This window comes from Streptomyces sp. NPDC036813, from assembly GCF_055609245.1.
The window spans coordinates 174,579-190,451 of sequence record NZ_JBVJPV010000013.1; the positions used below are offsets into that span (position 1 = coordinate 174,579).

Below are 15,873 nucleotides of genomic sequence, written 5' to 3' on the forward strand. Positions count from 1 at the left end.
AGGGACGGATGCGTCCCTTCACCCAGTGGACGCTTCCGCGACCGCGAACGCACGGGTCCTGTCGAGTGTTGGACCCGATTTGGAGCTTCCTTGCCGAAAGTGACCCGTTCGGTCCGTTTCGGCTTTGCCATCGGTGACGGACGTTTACCCGGCCATGGGGCGCACGCTCAGCGGAGATGCGCCCTGCTCAGAGGGGGTGTACGCCCCCGCGCCACGGGTTCACGCCCCGCCGCCGACGGGCCCCGCGTTCTTCGCCGCCACCACGGCGTCGAACACCTGCCGCTTCGGCAGCCCGGCCTCGGCCGCGACCGCCGCGATCGCCTCTTTACGGCGCTCCCCGGCGTCCTCGCGCACCCGCACCCGGCGCACCAGTTCCTCGGAGCTCACCTCCTGCGCGCCCCGCTCGGGCGCCCCCTCCACGACGACGGTGATCTCCCCGCGCACGCCCTCGGCCGCCCACGCCGCCAGCTCGCCGAGCGGACCGCGCTTGACCTCCTCGTACGTCTTGGTCAGCTCCCGGCACACGGCCGCACGCCGCTCGGCGCCGAACACCTCGGCCATCGCGGCGAGGGTGTCGTCGAGCCGGTGCGGAGCCTCGAAATAGACCAGCGTGCGCCGCTCCTCGGCGACCTCCCGCAGCCGGGACAGCCGTTCGCCCGCCTTGCGCGGCAGGAACCCCTCGAAGCAGAACCGGTCCACCGGCAGCCCCGAGAGCGCGAGCGCGGTCAGCACGGCGGACGGGCCCGGAACGGCCGTGACCTTGATGTCCTTCTCGACGGCGGCGGCGACCAGCCGGTAGCCCGGGTCGGACACGGACGGCATGCCCGCGTCGGTGACCAGCAGCACCCGGGCGCCGCCCACCAGCTCCTCGACCAGCTCCGGGGTGCGGGCGGACTCGTTGCCCTCGAAGTACGACACCACGCGCCCCTTGGGGGTCACGCCGAGCGCCTGGGTGAGGCGCCGCAGCCGCCGGGTGTCCTCGGCGGCGACGACGTCCGCTGCGGCCAGTTCCTCCGCGAGTCGGGGAGGGGCGTCCGCGATGTCGCCGATGGGGGTGCCCGCCAAAACAAGGGTTCCAGTCACACCCCCATCCTCCCAGGACGCGCCGCGAGGGGAGGCATCCCGGCCATGCGCGGGACTCACACAGCGCCGTTCCCTACGATGGCGCGGTGACCAGTACCGCGTCCTCCACGGACACCCGGCAGGACCGGGCACCGCACGACCAGCGGCCGTCGTGGCAGCAGCGGCTGCGCCGTTTCGGCTACGTGGAACGGCCCGCCGCCGACGTACACGACCGGCTGGTGCCGCCGTACGCCGCGCCGAGCCCGCGGCTGTGGCAGGTGCTGGGCGTGCCGCCGGTGTTCGCGGACCGGATCCGGCGCTGGTCCGGCTGGGGCGGTCCGCTGCTGGTGACGCTGATGGCGGGCGTGATCCGGTTCTGGAACCTGGGCAGCCCGAAGGCGGTGATATTCGACGAGACGTACTACGCCAAGGACGCCTGGGCGCTCGTCCACCGCGGTTTCGAGGTCAACTGGGACAAGAACGCCAACGATCTGATCCTCTCGGCGCACGGCCACGTCCCGGTCCCGACGGATCCCGCCTACGTGGTGCATCCGCCGGTCGGCAAGTACGTCATCGGGCTCGGCGAGCTGGTCTTCGGCTTCGACCCGTTCGGCTGGCGGTTCATGACGGCGCTGCTCGGCACGCTCAGCGTGCTGATGCTGTGCCGGATCGGGCGCCGGCTGTTCCGCTCCACGTTCCTCGGCTGCCTCGCGGGCGCGCTGATGGCGGTGGACGGCCTGCACTTCGTGATGAGCCGCACCTCGCTGCTGGACGGGGTGCTGATGTTCTTCGTGCTGGCCGCGTTCGGATGTCTGGTGGTCGACCGGGACAGGGCGCGCGAGCGGCTGGCTGCGGCGCTGCCCGTGGACGCCGACGGCCGGGTGCGCCCGCACGCGCGCATCGCGGACACGACGGGCCTGGGATGGCGCCCCTGGCGCTGGCTGGCCGGTCTGATGCTGGGCCTGGCGATCGGCACCAAGTGGAACGGCCTGTACGTGCTGGCGGCGTTCTGTGTGATGACGGTGCTGTGGGACGTCGGCTCCCGCAAGGTGGCCGGCGCCCGCCACCCGTACGCGGCCGCTTTCAAGCACGACCTGGGGCTGGCGTTCGTGGCGACGGTGCCGGTGGCGGTCGTCACCTACCTCGCGTCCTGGACCGGCTGGATCCTCTCCCCCACCGACGGCAGCGGCGGCTACTACCGCAACTGGGCCGCCACCGACGGCAGGAACAGCAGCTGGTCGTGGCTGTTCCCGGACTGGTGGCGCAGCCTGTGGCACTACGAGCACGAGGTGTACGAGTTCCACCTCAACCTGCACTCGCCGCACACCTACCAGTCCAACCCCTGGAGCTGGATCGTCCTGGGCCGCCCGGTGTCGTACTTCTACGAGTCCCCGGCGCCCGGCAAGGACGGCTGCCCGGCGGACGCGGGCGAGAAGTGCGCGCGGGAGGTGCTGGCGATCGGCACGCCGCTGCTGTGGTGGGTGGCCTGTTTCGCCCTCCTGTACGTGCTGTGGCGCTGGTTCTTCCGCCGCGACTGGCGGGCGGGCGCGATCGCCTGCGGCGTCGCGGCCGGCTACCTCCCGTGGTTCCTGTACCAGGAGCGCACGATCTTCCTCTTCTACGCCGTCGTCTTCGTACCGTTCCTGTGCCTGGCGGTGGCGATGCTGCTCGGCGCGATCGTCGGCTCCCCGGGCGCGAGCGACACCCGCCGCGTGGCAGGCGCCACGAGCGCCGGCGTCCTGGTCCTCCTGATCGCCTGGAACTTCATCTACTTCTGGCCCCTGTTCACGGGCACCGCGATCCCCATCGACCAGTGGCGCTCCCGGATGTGGCTGGATACGTGGGTATGACACGGATTGACTGAGCGCTTGGCGTCTCTCTTCGGACAACTTCCGGAAACTGAGGCCACACCCGGCCCCCGGTCCGCATACAGTGCGGGACGGAACAGTCTTTGAACACGTTCAATTACGCGTGGTCGAGGGCTCCGAGGGGAGACACGGGGAGGGACGCGTCATGCGTACGGGGGTGAAGGCCGGCATCGTCACCGCGGTGCTGGTCACCATGGCGGGCGGAGCGGGGTACGGGGCCTACAACTTCGTCTCGGCGCTCAACGACACCGGCGGGGGCGGGGCGAGCGGGCCCGCGTCGGTGAAGAGCGGGCCGCCGAGCGGCGACGAGGTCCAGGAGACCGCGCGGAACTTCTTCGCGGCCTGGGCCAAGGGGCAGGCGGCCGAGGCGGCGTCGTACACGAACAACGCGGCGAAGGCCGAGCCGCTGCTGACCTCCTACGGCGAGGCGGCCCACATCACCGGGGTGCGGATCACGCCGGGTGCGGCGAGCGGCGCCACCGTGCCGTTCACCGTGAAGGCGACGGTGTCGTTCGGCGGCAGGAGCAGGCCGCTGGACTACAGCAGCCGCCTCACGGTGGTGCGCGGGCTGAACAGCGGCCGGGCGCTGGTGGACTGGCAGCCGTCCGTGGTGCACCCGAAGCTCACCGGCATGGACGACCTCCTGGTCACCGGCGAGGCGACCGCGCCGCCCGTCGAGGCGGTGGACCGCCACGGCGTGGTCCTGACCGCGCAGAAGTACCCCTCGCTCGGCCCGATCCTGGACGAGCTGCGCGCCAAGTACGGCGAGCAGGCGGGCGGCACCCCCGGCGTCGAGCTGAGCGTCCACCACGCCGACGCCGGCAGCGCCGACACCACCCTGCTCACCCTCGCCGAGGGCAAGGCGGGCAGGCTGACGACCACGCTGAGCGCGAGCGTGCAGGCCGCCGCCGAGAAGGCGGTGCGCGACTACGCCGAGTCCTCGGTGGTCGCCGTCAAGGCGAGCACCGGCGAGGTGCTGGCCGTCGCCAATCACCGGGGCGACGGCTTCAACGCGGCCTTCCTCGGCAAGCTGGCCCCCGGCTCCACGATGAAGATCGTCACCGCGGCCACGCTGATCGACAACGGCCTGACCACGGCGAACGGGCCGGCGCCCTGCCCGGACGACGTCATGTGGGAGGGCCAGACCTTCCACAACCTCAAGGGCATGAAGGCGCAGCCCGGCGCCACGCTCGCCGACAGCTTCGCCCGCTCCTGCAACACCGCCTTCATCAAGTACGTCAAGCAGCTGAAGAACGACTCGCTGAACCAGGAGGCCGCCGGCGCCTTCGGTCTGGGGCAGGACAACTGGCAGACCGGCATCCCGTCCTTCGACGGCTCCGTCCCGGCCGTCGAGGGCCCCGACAAGGCGGCCGGCCTCATCGGCCAGGGCCAGGTGCAGATGAGCCCGCTGAACATGGCCTCGGTCACGGCGACCGCGATGACCGGCGCCTTCCATCAGCCGGTGATCGTGCCGCAGAGCCTGGACGACCGTGAACTGGCCCAGGCACGTGGGCTGTCGCCGGACACCGTCCGCCAGCTGCGCGCCATGATGAACCGCACCGCGACCAGTGGCACGGCCGCCCACGCGATGGCCGCTCTGAGTGGCCGGATCGGCGCCAAGACCGGCTCGGCGGAGGTCGACGGGCAGGCGAAGTCCAACAGCTGGTTCACCGGCTACCGGGGCGATGTCGCGGCCGCGGCGATGACCCAGGAGGGCGGACATGGCGGCGACGCGGCCGGGCCGATTGTCGCAAGCGTGCTACGGGTGGGCGGCTGACGTCACCCGCAGCGGACGGGACTCTAGGCTGGTCGCCGTCGTTGGGGTGTGTGAGGGCGACGAGGGCAGTGGGGCCAGGGGCCTGGAGGCGTCCTGGGGAACGCGCGGAGGAACAGGGAGCAGTGGGCAAGAGACGACGCGTCGCCGAGCGACGCAGGACCGGGCCCGCCGTGGTCGGTGGCATGATCGCGGTGGTCGTCGGCGGCGCCGGGATCGGCGCGTACGCGCTGTACGGGGGCGGCGCGGCGGCCGAGGACAACACGGCGACGCAGGCGGCGGCCCACAAGAAGGCCGTCAAGACCGGCCCGCTCTCCGCGGCCGAGGTCACCACCACCGCCCGGACCTTCCTGACGTCCTGGCAGCAGGGCCGGCTGCCCCAGGCCGCGGCCGCCACCTCCGACGCCCAGGCCGCGGCCGCCCTGCTGACCGGCTACACCAAGGACGCCCACATCCAGGGCGTCACCGTGACCCCGGGCGTGCCGCAGGGCGACAAGGTGCCGTTCACCGTCAAGGGCACGGTGTCCTACCAGGGCGTCAGCAAGCCCCTCGCCTACAGCAGCGCGCTCACCGTGGTGCGCCGCGCCGAGGACGGCAAGCCGTACGTCGACTGGCACGCCTCCGTCGTCCACCCGGACCTGGCGGACGGCGACACCCTGGTCACCGGCGAGTCGGGTACGCCGCCGGTGAAGGCGCTGGACCGCGCGGGCGGCGAGATCACCGCGGCGAAGTACCCGTCTTTGGGCTCGGTCCTGGACGGGCTGCGCGAGAAGTACGGCAAGAAGGCCGGCGGCAAGGCGGGCATCGAACTGCGGGTGGTACGCGGTACGGCGTCGAAGGCTAAGAAGCTCTCCGACAAGACGCTGCTGGAGCTGCGCAAGGGCACGCCGGGCACGGTGAAGACGACGCTCAGCCCGCGGTTGCAGGCGGCGGCCGAGCAGCAGGTGGCGAAGCGGGCGCGGGCCTCCGTGGTCGTGCTGCGCCCCTCGACCGGTGAGATCCTCGCCGTCGCCAACAACGGCCACGGCTTCGACACCGCGCTCCAGGGCTCGCTCGCGCCCGGCTCCACCATGAAGATCATCACGTCGTCGCTGCTGATCGACAAGGGCCTGGCCTCCGTCGACAAGCAGCACCCGTGCCCGAAGTACTTCTCCTACGGCGGCTGGAAGTTCCAGAACGACGACGAGTTCGAGATCAAGAACGGCACGTTCAAGGCGAGCTTCGCCCGCTCCTGCAACACGGCCTTCATCAGCCAGGCCGGCAAGCTGGGCAACGACGATCTGACCAGGCAGGCGCAGCAGGTGTTCGGGCTGTCGATGAACAACTGGTCGCTCGGTGTGCCGTCCTTCGACGGCGCGGTGCCGGTGCAGTCGGCGGCACAGAAGGCGGCCTCGCTGATCGGGCAGGGCGGGGTGCGGATGAACCCGCTGAACATGGCGTCGGTCGCGGCGACCGTGCAGTCCGGCTCCTTCCACCAGCCCTATCTGGTCTCACCCGAGGTGGACGGGCGCAGCCTCGCCCACGCCTCGCGCACGCTGTCGCCGTCGACGCTGGCGCAGCTGCGGGAGCTGATGCGGTACACGGCGGCGGCCGGTACGGCGGCCGAGGCGATGTCCGGGCTCGGCCCGGACTACGGCGCGAAGACGGGTTCGGCGGAGGTCGACGGCCAGGACAAGCCGAACGGCTGGTTCACGGCGTACAAGGGCGATCTGGCGGCGGCCGGTGTGGTGCAGGCGGGCGGGCACGGCGGTGACACGGCCGGGCCGATCGTGGCGGCGCTGCTGAGGATGGGCTGAGCGCCCGGCCGCAGTATCAGACGGCGGCCAGATAGGTGCGCCGCAGGAAGCGGAGCAGCGTCTTCGTCTCGAACTGGACGACGGAGACGCCCCGCGCGGAGTGGAACTCCACGACGGCGCCGACGCGACCGCACGGCCACACCCGGACCTCGCCGGTGCCGGCCGGGGCGCGCAGTCCCTGTTCGAGCAAGGTGCGGGAGAAGGTCCATTCGGCGGTGCCCGGCAGGCCGACGCACACCGAGCGCGGGTCGGCCTCGGGGTCGTAGCGCAGGACGACCGGTATCGCCGTGTCCTCGTCCTCGGCGTCCGCGTCCGTGACGATGTGGGCTCGCGCATACTGCTCGACTACAGACATCGGACGGCCCCTTACCCTCAGTGACCTATATGAAAGCCGTAAATCCGCTTCCCTTACCAATGTCCCACATGAGGCGGCTCACGCCCTGTTGAGCGCCATCTCACATCTGACGTGAACGTCCGAGACGACCAGCGACTCGCTCTTGCAACTCGTTCGCATTAAGCCACTATCATCGAACGGTGCACGTACCTGACGGATTCATCAACGCCCCGGTCTCCGCGGCGACCGGCGTCGTCGCGGCCGGCGCGATCGCCGTGAGCCTGCGCGGCGCCCGCCGTGAGCTGGACGAACGCACCGCGCCGCTGGCCGGCCTGGTCGCCGCGTTCATCTTCGCGGTGCAGATGCTGAACTTCCCCGTGGCGGCCGGCACCAGCGGCCACCTGCTGGGCGGAGGGCTCGCCGCCATCCTCGTCGGCCCCTACACCGGCGTGCTGTGCGTCTCGGTCGTCCTGCTCATGCAGGGCATCCTCTTCGCCGACGGCGGCCTGACCGCGCTCGGCGTGAACATCACCGACATGGCGATCGTCACGACCGTCGTCGCCTACGCCGTCTTCCGCGGCCTGGTGAAGGTGCTGCCCCGCAGGCGCCGCTCGGTCACCGTCGCCGCCTTCGCCGCCGCGCTGCTGTCAGTGCCGGCCGCCGCGGTCGCCTTCACCGCGATCTACGCCCTCGGCGGCACCACCGACGTGTCCCTGTCCAAGGTCGCCACCGCGATGATCGGCGTGCACGTCCTCATCGGCATCGGCGAGGCCGCGATCACCGCGCTGACCGTCGGCGCCGTCATCGCCGTACGCCCGGACCTCGTGTACGGGGCGCGCGGGCTGCGGCAACGGCTGAAGCTCAAGGTGAACGGGGAGCTGGTGGACGCCCCCGCACCGGTCACCGTGCCCGCCGCGACGCGCACCTCGCGGCGCACGGTGTGGATCACCGGACTGGTCACCTCCGTCGTCCTTGCCGGCTTCGTGAGCTTCTACGCCTCGGCCAGCCCCGACGGCCTGGAGAAGGTCGCCCACGACCAGGGCATCGACAAGAAGGCCAGGCAGCACGCCGCCTCCGACTCGCCGCTCGCCGACTACGGCGTGAAGGACATCAGCGACGCCCGGCTGTCCGGCGGTCTCGCCGGTGTGATCGGCGTCGGTGTGACCGTCGTCGCGGGCAGCGCGGTGTTCTGGGCCGTGCGCCGGCGCCGCAGCGACGACGTGTCGCCGGCGTCCACTGCCGTGGAGAACGTCTGACATGGGCGCCGGGCACGCGCACCGGCTCTACCGGCACGGGCACACCCCGGTGCACGCGCTGCCGCCGCACACCAAGCTCGCCGCCGTGTTCGCCTTCGTGGTCGTCGTCGTGTCGACGCCGCGCGAGGCGATGTGGGCGTTCGCCCTGTACGCCGCCCTGCTCGGCGTGGTCGCGTACCGCGCTCGCGTGGGGGCGGGGTTCCTGCTGAAACGGCTGCTGATCGAGGTGCCGTTCGTAGCGTTCGCGGTGCTCATGCCGTTCGTGGCCGAGGGCGAGCGGGTCGACGTCCTCGGGCTGTCGCTGAGCGTCAACGGCCTGTGGGGCGCGTGGAACGTGCTCGCCAAGGGCACGCTCGGCGTCGCCGCGTCCGTACTGCTCGCCGCCACCACCGAGCTGCGCGAGCTGCTGCTCGGACTCCAGCGTCTCAAGCTGCCGCCGCTGCTGGTGCAGATCGCGTCCTTCATGATCCGCTACGGCGACGTCATCACCGACGAGATGCGCCGCATGCGCATCGCCCGCGAGTCCCGCGGCTTCGAGGCCAGGGGCGTGCGGCACTGGGGGGTGCTCGCGAAGTCGGCGGGCGCGCTGTTCATCCGTTCCTACGAGCGCGGGGAGCGGGTGCACCTGGCGATGGTCAGCCGCGGATACGCCGGTTCCATGCCGGTGATCGACGAGGTGACCGCCTCGCGGGCGCAGTGGCGTCACGCCCTCGCCCTCCCCTGTTCGGCTCTGGTCGTCTGTCTGCTGGGATGGTTCCTGTGACACCTTCACTGGACGTGGCCGGTCTGGCCTTCGCGTACCCCGACGGGCACCAGGCCCTGTTCGGCGTGGACTTCACCCTCGCGCGCGGCGAGCGGGTCGCGCTGCTCGGGCCGAACGGCGCCGGCAAGACGACCCTCGTGCTGCACCTCAACGGCATCCTGTCCGGCGGGGCCGGGACCGTGAAGGTCGCCGGGCGATGCGTGGACAAGCGGAACATGGCCGAGATCCGGCGCAAGGTCGGCATCGTCTTCCAGGACCCCGACGACCAGCTGTTCATGCCGACGGTCCGCGAGGACGTCGCGTTCGGGCCGGCCGCCGCCGGGCTGAAGGGCGCCGCGCTGGAGGAGCGCGTGGACCGGGCGCTGGAGCGGGTCGGCATGCTCGCCTTCAAGGACCGCCCGCCGCACCACCTGTCCTTCGGTCAGCGCCGCCGGGTCGCAGTGGCGACCGTGCTCGCCATGGAGCCGGAGATCCTGGTCCTGGACGAGCCGTCCTCCAACCTCGACCCCGCCTCCCGCCGTGAGCTGGCCGACATCCTGCGCTCTCTGGACGTGACGGTGCTGATGGTCACCCACGATCTGCCGTACGCCCTGGAGCTGTGCCCGCGCTCGCTGATCCTCAGCGACGGCGTGATCGCGGCGGACGGCAGGACGGCCGAGCTGCTCGCGGACGAGGAGCTGATGCGCGCCCACCGGCTGGAGCTGCCCTTCGGCTTCGACCCGCGCTCGGTGTCGCTGGGCGCGTAGGCACCCCTCCGCGGAAGCCGTCCCCGGCGGGGCGCGTAGGTGCTCCTCCGCCGAAGCCGTCCCCCGGCAACATCGATGTAACGATCCTGCGCGGGGATCCCGGCGAAGGAATCGCAGGCCGTCCGGCGGGGTTACCCGCAGCGTCGCAGGCGAGTCGAAAGGGAAGTGCGGACGTGGACGTGCACGGAGCGGTGGCCGAGGGCTTCGAGCCGGTCAGGGAGGCGTTCGCCCGTAACTTCGCGGCGCTCGGGGAGAAGGGCGCAGCGGTGACCGTCTACCGGGACGGGCACAAGGTCGTCGACCTGTGGGGCGGCACCCGGGACGTCGACGGCGGCGCGCCCTGGGAGCAGGGCACCGCGCAGATCGTCCGCTCGGCCACCAAGGGCGTTGCCGCGGCCGTCCTCCTGCTGCTGCACCAGCGCGGCGAGCTGGACCTGGACGCGCCGGTCGGCTCCTACTGGCCCGAGTACAAGACGGCCGGCAAGGAGCGCACCCTGGTGCGGCACCTGCTCGCGCACCGGGCCGGAGTCCCCGTCCTGGACCGCCCGCTGACCCTGGCCGAGGCCGCCGACCCGGACCGTGCCGCGGCGGCGGTCGCGGCGCAAGCGCCCGTGTGGGAGCCGGGCACCGACCACGGGTATCACGCGCACACCTACAGCTGGCTCACGGGCGAGCTGGTGCGGCGCGTCACCGGGCGGACGATCGGCGAGTGGATCGCCGACGACATCGCGGCCCCGGTGGGCGCGGACTTCTGGCTCGGGCTGCCGGAGAACGCGCACGCGCGCGTGGGCCGCGTCGGGCCCGTCACGGCGCCCGAGGCGGGCGGGCTGAAGACCCGGCCCAAGCGCGCGGTCGCCGACGCCTACGCGGACCCCGCGTCGTTGACCTTGCGGGCCTTCGGGGCGATCGCCCCCTCTCCCGACGAGAACGACCCCGCCTACCACGCGGCCGCTCTGCCCGGCTCGACCGGCATCGCCACCGCCGACGGCCTGGCCCGCGTCTACGCCGCGCTGATCGGCGACGTGGACGGCGGCCGGCGCCTGTTCACCCCGGCGACCGTGGAACTGGCGCGCGGCGAGCAGTCGGCCGGCCCGGACCGGGTGCTGGTCGTGAACACCCGCTTCGGGCTCGGCTACATGCTGCACGGCAGCGCCTCCCCGCTGCTCGCCGACGGCTCCTTCGGCCACCCCGGCCGCGGTGGCGCCCTCGGGTTCGCCGACCCCGCCTCGGGCATCGCCTTCGGCTATGTCACCAACGGGTTCCGGAAGACCGTGACGGCGGACCCGAGGGCTCAGGCCCTGGTGCGCGCGGTGCGCGGCGCGCTCGCCTGACCGGCCGTTCCCCGGCGTCGGCGCTCACACGTGGATCGGGTGCGACGTCCGGCCCGACGCGTCGTCGATCTCGTCGTGCGCCTTCGTCAGCAGCCGCATGGCCAGTTCGTTCAGCGCCCGCGCACCGGCGATCTCCTCCCCGACGCGCGGCTGATTGGAGTCCGTGCGGTGGCGGGTGGCGCTGCCGTGGGCCCGTACCTCCGAACCGTCGGGCAGCCGCACCATCGCCGCCGCGCGCGTGTGCTGGTCGTCCTCACTGAACTCCAGTTCCACGTGCCATCCCACAGCGGTGTGCACGGTCATGACGATCACCTCCGGAACATCTGCTTCCAGGGTGCTCCTCACGACGCCGGGACGCATCCAGCCGGGCGCGGCCCTACCCGGCGTGCAGCATGAGACCGATCCCGACCACCAGCAGACCCGCCGCGGCGATCCGGGGTGCGCCGAAGCGCTCCTTGAAGAACAGCGCGCCGATCGCCGCGCCCACGATGATGGACGACTCGCGCAGAGCCGCGATCGGAGCGAGGGCCGCCTTGGTCTGCGCCCACAGGACGAGGCCGTAGGCGAAGACGGACAGCGCGGCGCCGAGCAGGCCGAGCGCGGCGTACGGCCGCAGCACCGCCGCCGTCCGGCCGCGCCAGCGCAGCACCGCGTACGCGGGGACGGCCACGCCCTCCAGCGCCATCAGCCAGGCGATGTATCCGAGGGAGGACCCGGAGGCCCGCACCCCGAGCCCGTCGACGACGGTGTACCCGGCGATGGTGAGGCCGGTGGCGAGGGCCGCGCCGATCGCCGCCCAGTTCGGCCGGCGGCCGCGCAGCCCCCACAGGGCGACCCCGCACAGGCCCGCGCAGGACACCGCGACTCCGGCGGCGGCCCAGCCGTCCGGCACCTCGTGTGCGAAGAGCGCGGCGAGCACGGTCACCACCAGCGGCGCGGAGCCGCGGGCGATCGGGTAGGCCTGCCCGAAGTCCCCGAGCCGGAAGGACCGCATCAGCAGCACGTAGTAGGCGACGTGGACGACCGCGGACAGCACCAGATACGGCCAGGCCGCGGCCGCCGGGACGGGCGTGAACGGGGTCAGGGCGAGCCCGATGAGCATCCCGCCGCCGGCGATGAGCGTGAACCCGACCAGCTTGTCGGTGATCTTGTGCGCGATGGCGTTCCAGCCGGCGTGCGTGACGGCGGCGAGCAGGACGGCCGCGGTGACGACCGGGGTCACGAGGTGCGCTCGCGCACGTCCCCGAGGGTGGCGCCGGCGTGCGCGACGAGGTCGCCCGGCGCCATCGGGAACACGGTGTGCGGGGTCCCGGCGGCGGCCCAGACGACGTCGTGCGCGAGCAGCGAGCGGTCGGCCAGGACCCGGGTGCGGGTGCGGTGCCCGAACGGCGGCACCCCGCCGATGGCGTACCCGGTGGTCTGCCGGACGACGTCGGGCTGGGCCCGCGTGACCCGCTCGGCGCCGAGCTCGGCGCGCACGCGGTCCACGTCCACGCGGGACGCGCCGTCCATCAGGACGAGGACCGGCTCCCGGTCGGCGGCGAAGACGAGGGACTTGCAGATCTGGCTCAGTTCGCAGCCGATCGCCGCGGCGGCCTCGGCGGCGGTGCGGGTGGCGTCCGGGAAGCGGCGGATCCGGGGGTGCAGGTCGGTGAGGCCCATCGCGAGCAGGGCCTGGGCGAACAAGGGGTGGGCCCCGGAGTCTCCGGCGCCGTCGGCGTCAGTGGCGGCTGTCGTCGTCATGCCCCGCACGCTAGTAGTGCGTGTAGCGGGCACGCGACCGGTTATGGCCCAGGTCACCGGGGTGGTGCCGCAGGCTCCGAGCGGCCCGGCGGCACAAGGAAGCCGGTGAGGGCGCCCCGTCCCCACGGAACCCTCACCGGCGGCTCTGGTCAGGCGCGGCGCGTCAGGCGCGCACCAGTTCCTTGTCCCCGTGCCCGGCGTCGTCCGCGGCGCGCAGGCCCTCGCCCTCGACGTCCACGTTGGGCAGCGCGCGGTCCAGCCACTTCGGCAGCCACCAGGCCCGCTTGCCCAGCAGCGCCAGCACCGCCGGGACCAGCGCCATCCGGACGATGAAGGCGTCGAAGAAGACCGCGACGGCCAGGCCGAAGCCGATCATCTTCACCATCGACTCGCTGGAGCCGATGAACCCGGAGAACACGGCGATCATGATGACGGCGGCCGCGGTGACGACCCGCGCGCCGTACTTGAAGCCGGTCACGACGGCCTGACTGGGCTTCTCCCCGTGGACGTACGCCTCCCGCATCCGGGTCACGAGGAACACCTCGTAGTCCATCGCGAGGCCGAAGACCACGCCGACCATGAAGATCGGCATCATCGACATGACGGGGCCGGTCTGCTCGACGCCCATCAGGCCGGACAGCCAGCCCCACTGGAAGACCGCGACGACGGCGCCGAGGGCCGCGAGCACGCTGAGCAGGAACCCGAGGGCCGCCTTCAGCGGGACCAGGATCGATCGGAACACCACGATCAGCAGCAGGAACGCGAGGCCCACGACCAGCACGAGATACGGCACGAGGGCGTCGTTCAGCTTCTGCGAGACGTCGATGTTCATCGCCGTGGAGCCGGTGACGAGCACCTCGGCGCCGGTGTCGGACTTGATGTCCGCGCCCTCGTCACGGATGGCGTGGACCAGGTCCTCGGTCTGCGTGGACGACGGCTTGGACGCCGGGATCACCGTGATCGTGGCCGTGTCGCCCGCCTTGTTCGGCTTGCCCTGGACGACCGCCGCGACGTCCTTCATGCCCTTGATCTCGGCGGCGACCTTGTCGAACGCCTTGCCCGGTGCGCCCGCGTCCTTGCCGTCGACGACGGCCATCAGCGGCCCGTTGAACCCGGGTCCGAAGCCTTCGGAGAGCAGGTCGTACGCCCGCCGCTGGGTCGTCGACACCGGCTGGGAGCCGTCGTCGGGCAGGCCCAGTTCCAGAGAGGCCGCGGGGACGGCCGCCGCGCCGAGGCCGACGACGCCGAGCAGCAGGACGGCGACCGGACGGCGTACGACGAAGCTGGCCCAGCGGGTGCCCATGTTCGGCTTGCCGGAGGCGGCCTCGGCCGTGTTCTTGTCCTTGGCGCGGCCGCCGCCGAGCAGCTTCGACTTCTCGCCGGCCGGCTTGATCCGGCGGCCGGCGTAACCGAGCAGCGCCGGGATCATGGTGAGGGCGATGAGGACGGCGATGGCGACCGTGCCCGCGGCGGCGATGCCCATCTTGGTCAGCATCGGGATGTTGACGACCGACAGGCCGACCAGGGCGATGAGGACGGTCAGGCCGGCGAAGACCACCGCGGAGCCCGCGGTGCCGACGGCCCGGCCGGCGGCCTCCTCACGGGTGCGGCCCTCGGCGAGTTCCGCACGGTAGCGGGAGACGATGAACAGGGCGTAGTCGATGCCGACCGCGAGACCGATCATCGACGCCAGCGTGGAGGTGGTGGAGCCGAGGTCGAGGGTGCTGGCCAGCGCGGTGATCGAGGAGACGCCGATGCCGACGCCGATGATCGCGGTGAGCAGCGGCAGCCCGGCCGCGAGCAGCGAGCCGAAGGTGATGACGAGAACGACGGCGGCGATGCCGATGCCGATGACCTCGGTGGCCCCGGTCTCGGGCGCCGCGGTCAGTGCGTCACCGCCGATCTCCACGGTCAGCCCGGTGTCCCGCGCGTGCTGCGCGGCGGTCTTCAGGGCGTCCCGCGAGGTGTCCTTCAGCTCCATGCCGGAGACCTTGTACTTCACCGAGGCGTACGCGATCGTGCCGTCCTTGCTGACGGCGTGTCCCTTGTACGGGTCGGCGACGGAGTCGACCTCGGAGCCGGTGGCCAGCTCGTTCACGGTCTTCTCGACGGTGGCCTTGGTGGCGGCGTCGGTGACCTTGTGCCCGGCGGGTGCCTTGAAGACGACCCGGGCGGTGGCGCCGTCGGCGCTCATCCCGGGGAAGCGCTGTTCCAGCAGGTCGAAGGCCTTCTGGGCCTCCGTGCCGGGTATCGAGAAGGACGTGGAGCCCGCGGCGGGCGCGGAGGCGGCGCCGACACCGGCGAGGGTCAGCAGCGCCACCCAGATCAGGGCGACGAAGTGCCGTCGCCTGAAGGCGAGGCGGCCCAGTTTGTAGAGGAACGTGGCCACGAGGGCGTACTCCCGGTCAAGTCGTGGTTTCAGGGCAGGGATGATCAGCCCGACGACGTGAGCGGAGACGTCAGGGGTGGGCTTGCTGGGAGGGGACTGTCAGGGGATGGGGACGCCGAGGGCGGGGAGGACCACGGCGTCGATGTACGAGGTGAGGAAGGCCTGGGTGGGCGGCTGGTCGTCGAGGAGCGCCCGGGTGGCGAAGCCGCCGACCATCATGTGCAGCAGGAAGTCGAGGGCGGGGCAGTCCGCACGGACCTCGCCGCGGTCGATCGCCCGCTGGATCACCTGATGGAAGCCGGACATCTCGGGTTCGACGAGCTGGGCCCGGAACGCCTCCCGCAGGTCCGCGTTGTGGTGCATCGCCATGGCGACGCCCCGCATGAGCGCGGAGTTCTGCTGGATGGTGCAGTCGTCCTCCAGCCGCACCAGGGCGTGCAGGTCACCCCGCAGGGAGCCGGTGTCGATCTCGTCGAGCCGGCCGTGCTTGGTGTGGCGGATGGCCTTCACGACCAGTTCGGCCTTGCCGCCCCACTGGCGGTAGAGCGTGGCCTTGCTGGAGCGGGTGCGGGCGGCGACGGCGTCCATGGTGAGGGCGTCGTAACCGACCTCGCGGAGCAGGTCGAGCACGGCCTCGTACAGCTCGGCCTCGCGCTCGGGGGTGATACGGCTGCGACGCGCCGCCGCGACCTCGGTCATCCCGGTCACCACCCCTCCTGCTTCTGCGCTCCGAACGACACGGTTTCGTACACGTCCGACGGTACCGCACGGCACAAGCGAAACGAAACGGTTTCGTTCGTGTTGTGGGTCA

Annotated in this window: 14 protein-coding genes; 7 read left to right on the forward strand and 7 right to left on the reverse strand. The window is 72.0% G+C overall.

Going from position 1 to position 15,873, the window contains the following annotated elements; genetic code table 11:
- Positions 1 to 219: 219 nt before the first annotated feature.
- Positions 220 to 1,083: a 16S rRNA (cytidine(1402)-2'-O)-methyltransferase gene (gene rsmI / locus ACZ67Q_RS26250; protein ID WP_471186533.1), complete on the reverse strand. Its 864-nt coding sequence runs from the start codon at positions 1,081 to 1,083 to the stop codon at positions 220 to 222.
- 86 nt (positions 1,084 to 1,169) lie between these two features.
- Here rsmI and ACZ67Q_RS26255 point away from each other — a divergent pair, with 86 nt between their 5' ends.
- From ACZ67Q_RS26255 to ACZ67Q_RS26265, 3 genes are all read left to right on the forward strand, one after another.
- Positions 1,170 to 2,912, forward strand: coding sequence for a dolichyl-phosphate-mannose--protein mannosyltransferase (locus tag ACZ67Q_RS26255; RefSeq protein ID WP_471186537.1), 1,743 nt, complete (start codon positions 1,170 to 1,172; stop codon positions 2,910 to 2,912).
- A 163-nt stretch (positions 2,913 to 3,075) separates the two neighbouring features.
- A complete protein-coding gene (locus ACZ67Q_RS26260) occupies positions 3,076 to 4,707 on the forward strand; it encodes a penicillin-binding transpeptidase domain-containing protein (RefSeq protein WP_471186540.1) in 1,632 nt (543 codons plus the stop codon).
- Between the two features lie 122 nt (positions 4,708 to 4,829).
- Positions 4,830 to 6,500, forward strand: coding sequence for a penicillin-binding transpeptidase domain-containing protein (locus tag ACZ67Q_RS26265; protein ID WP_471186543.1), 1,671 nt, complete (start codon positions 4,830 to 4,832; stop codon positions 6,498 to 6,500).
- A gap of 16 nt (positions 6,501 to 6,516) precedes the next feature.
- Here ACZ67Q_RS26265 and ACZ67Q_RS26270 read toward each other — a convergent pair whose 3' ends face one another.
- The gene (locus tag ACZ67Q_RS26270) at positions 6,517 to 6,855 is read right to left on the reverse strand and encodes an SsgA family sporulation/cell division regulator (RefSeq protein WP_471186546.1); all 339 of its coding nucleotides are present in this window, start codon (positions 6,853 to 6,855) and stop codon (positions 6,517 to 6,519) included.
- Positions 6,856 to 7,034: 179 nt separating this feature from the next.
- Here ACZ67Q_RS26270 and ACZ67Q_RS26275 point away from each other — a divergent pair, with 179 nt between their 5' ends.
- From ACZ67Q_RS26275 to ACZ67Q_RS26290, 4 genes are all read left to right on the forward strand, one after another.
- The gene (locus tag ACZ67Q_RS26275) at positions 7,035 to 8,090 is read left to right on the forward strand and encodes an energy-coupling factor ABC transporter permease (RefSeq protein ID WP_471186549.1); all 1,056 of its coding nucleotides are present in this window, start codon (positions 7,035 to 7,037) and stop codon (positions 8,088 to 8,090) included.
- 1 nt (position 8,091) lies between these two features.
- Complete coding sequence (cbiQ, locus tag ACZ67Q_RS26280) at positions 8,092 to 8,853, forward strand: cobalt ECF transporter T component CbiQ (protein WP_471186552.1); 762 nt, start codon at positions 8,092 to 8,094, stop codon at positions 8,851 to 8,853.
- The gene (locus ACZ67Q_RS26285) at positions 8,841 to 9,599 is read left to right on the forward strand and encodes an energy-coupling factor ABC transporter ATP-binding protein (RefSeq protein WP_471186555.1); all 759 of its coding nucleotides are present in this window, start codon (positions 8,841 to 8,843) and stop codon (positions 9,597 to 9,599) included. The genes cbiQ and ACZ67Q_RS26285 overlap by 13 nt, the downstream gene beginning before the upstream one ends.
- 173 nt (positions 9,600 to 9,772) lie before the next feature.
- Positions 9,773 to 10,930, forward strand: a complete 1,158-nt coding sequence (locus ACZ67Q_RS26290) for a serine hydrolase domain-containing protein (protein ID WP_471186557.1) — start codon at positions 9,773 to 9,775, stop codon at positions 10,928 to 10,930.
- A 24-nt stretch (positions 10,931 to 10,954) separates the two neighbouring features.
- Here the strand turns inward: ACZ67Q_RS26290 and ACZ67Q_RS26295 are convergent, their stop codons facing one another.
- From ACZ67Q_RS26295 to ACZ67Q_RS26315, 5 genes are all read right to left on the reverse strand, one after another.
- Complete coding sequence (locus ACZ67Q_RS26295) at positions 10,955 to 11,233, reverse strand: DUF1876 domain-containing protein (protein ID WP_471186560.1); 279 nt, start codon at positions 11,231 to 11,233, stop codon at positions 10,955 to 10,957.
- Positions 11,234 to 11,306: 73 nt separating this feature from the next.
- Complete coding sequence (locus ACZ67Q_RS26300) at positions 11,307 to 12,152, reverse strand: EamA family transporter (protein WP_471186562.1); 846 nt, start codon at positions 12,150 to 12,152, stop codon at positions 11,307 to 11,309.
- The gene (locus ACZ67Q_RS26305; protein ID WP_471186565.1) at positions 12,149 to 12,673 is read right to left on the reverse strand and encodes a YbaK/EbsC family protein; all 525 of its coding nucleotides are present in this window, start codon (positions 12,671 to 12,673) and stop codon (positions 12,149 to 12,151) included. The genes ACZ67Q_RS26300 and ACZ67Q_RS26305 overlap by 4 nt, the downstream gene beginning before the upstream one ends.
- 163 nt (positions 12,674 to 12,836) lie before the next feature.
- Positions 12,837 to 15,062, reverse strand: a complete 2,226-nt coding sequence (locus ACZ67Q_RS26310; protein ID WP_471186568.1) for an MMPL family transporter — start codon at positions 15,060 to 15,062, stop codon at positions 12,837 to 12,839.
- A gap of 99 nt (positions 15,063 to 15,161) precedes the next feature.
- The gene (locus ACZ67Q_RS26315; RefSeq protein ID WP_471186812.1) at positions 15,162 to 15,761 is read right to left on the reverse strand and encodes a TetR/AcrR family transcriptional regulator; all 600 of its coding nucleotides are present in this window, start codon (positions 15,759 to 15,761) and stop codon (positions 15,162 to 15,164) included.
- Positions 15,762 to 15,873: the final 112 nt, after the last annotated feature.

Excerpts from the sequence above, each read along its gene's own strand:
- ACZ67Q_RS26285 (WP_471186555.1), top strand. The coding sequence starts at position 8,841 with ATGGTTCCTGTGACACCTTCACTGGACGTGGCCGGTCTGGCCTTCGCG.
- ACZ67Q_RS26315 (WP_471186812.1), bottom strand. The coding sequence starts at position 15,761 with ATGACCGAGGTCGCGGCGGCGCGTCGCAGCCGTATCACCCCCGAGCGC.
- ACZ67Q_RS26305 (WP_471186565.1), bottom strand. The coding sequence starts at position 12,673 with ATGACGACGACAGCCGCCACTGACGCCGACGGCGCCGGAGACTCCGGG.
- ACZ67Q_RS26270 (WP_471186546.1), bottom strand. The coding sequence starts at position 6,855 with ATGTCTGTAGTCGAGCAGTATGCGCGAGCCCACATCGTCACGGACGCG.
- ACZ67Q_RS26295 (WP_471186560.1), bottom strand. The coding sequence starts at position 11,233 with ATGACCGTGCACACCGCTGTGGGATGGCACGTGGAACTGGAGTTCAGT.
- ACZ67Q_RS26260 (WP_471186540.1), top strand. The coding sequence starts at position 3,076 with ATGCGTACGGGGGTGAAGGCCGGCATCGTCACCGCGGTGCTGGTCACC.
- cbiQ (WP_471186552.1), top strand. The coding sequence starts at position 8,092 with ATGGGCGCCGGGCACGCGCACCGGCTCTACCGGCACGGGCACACCCCG.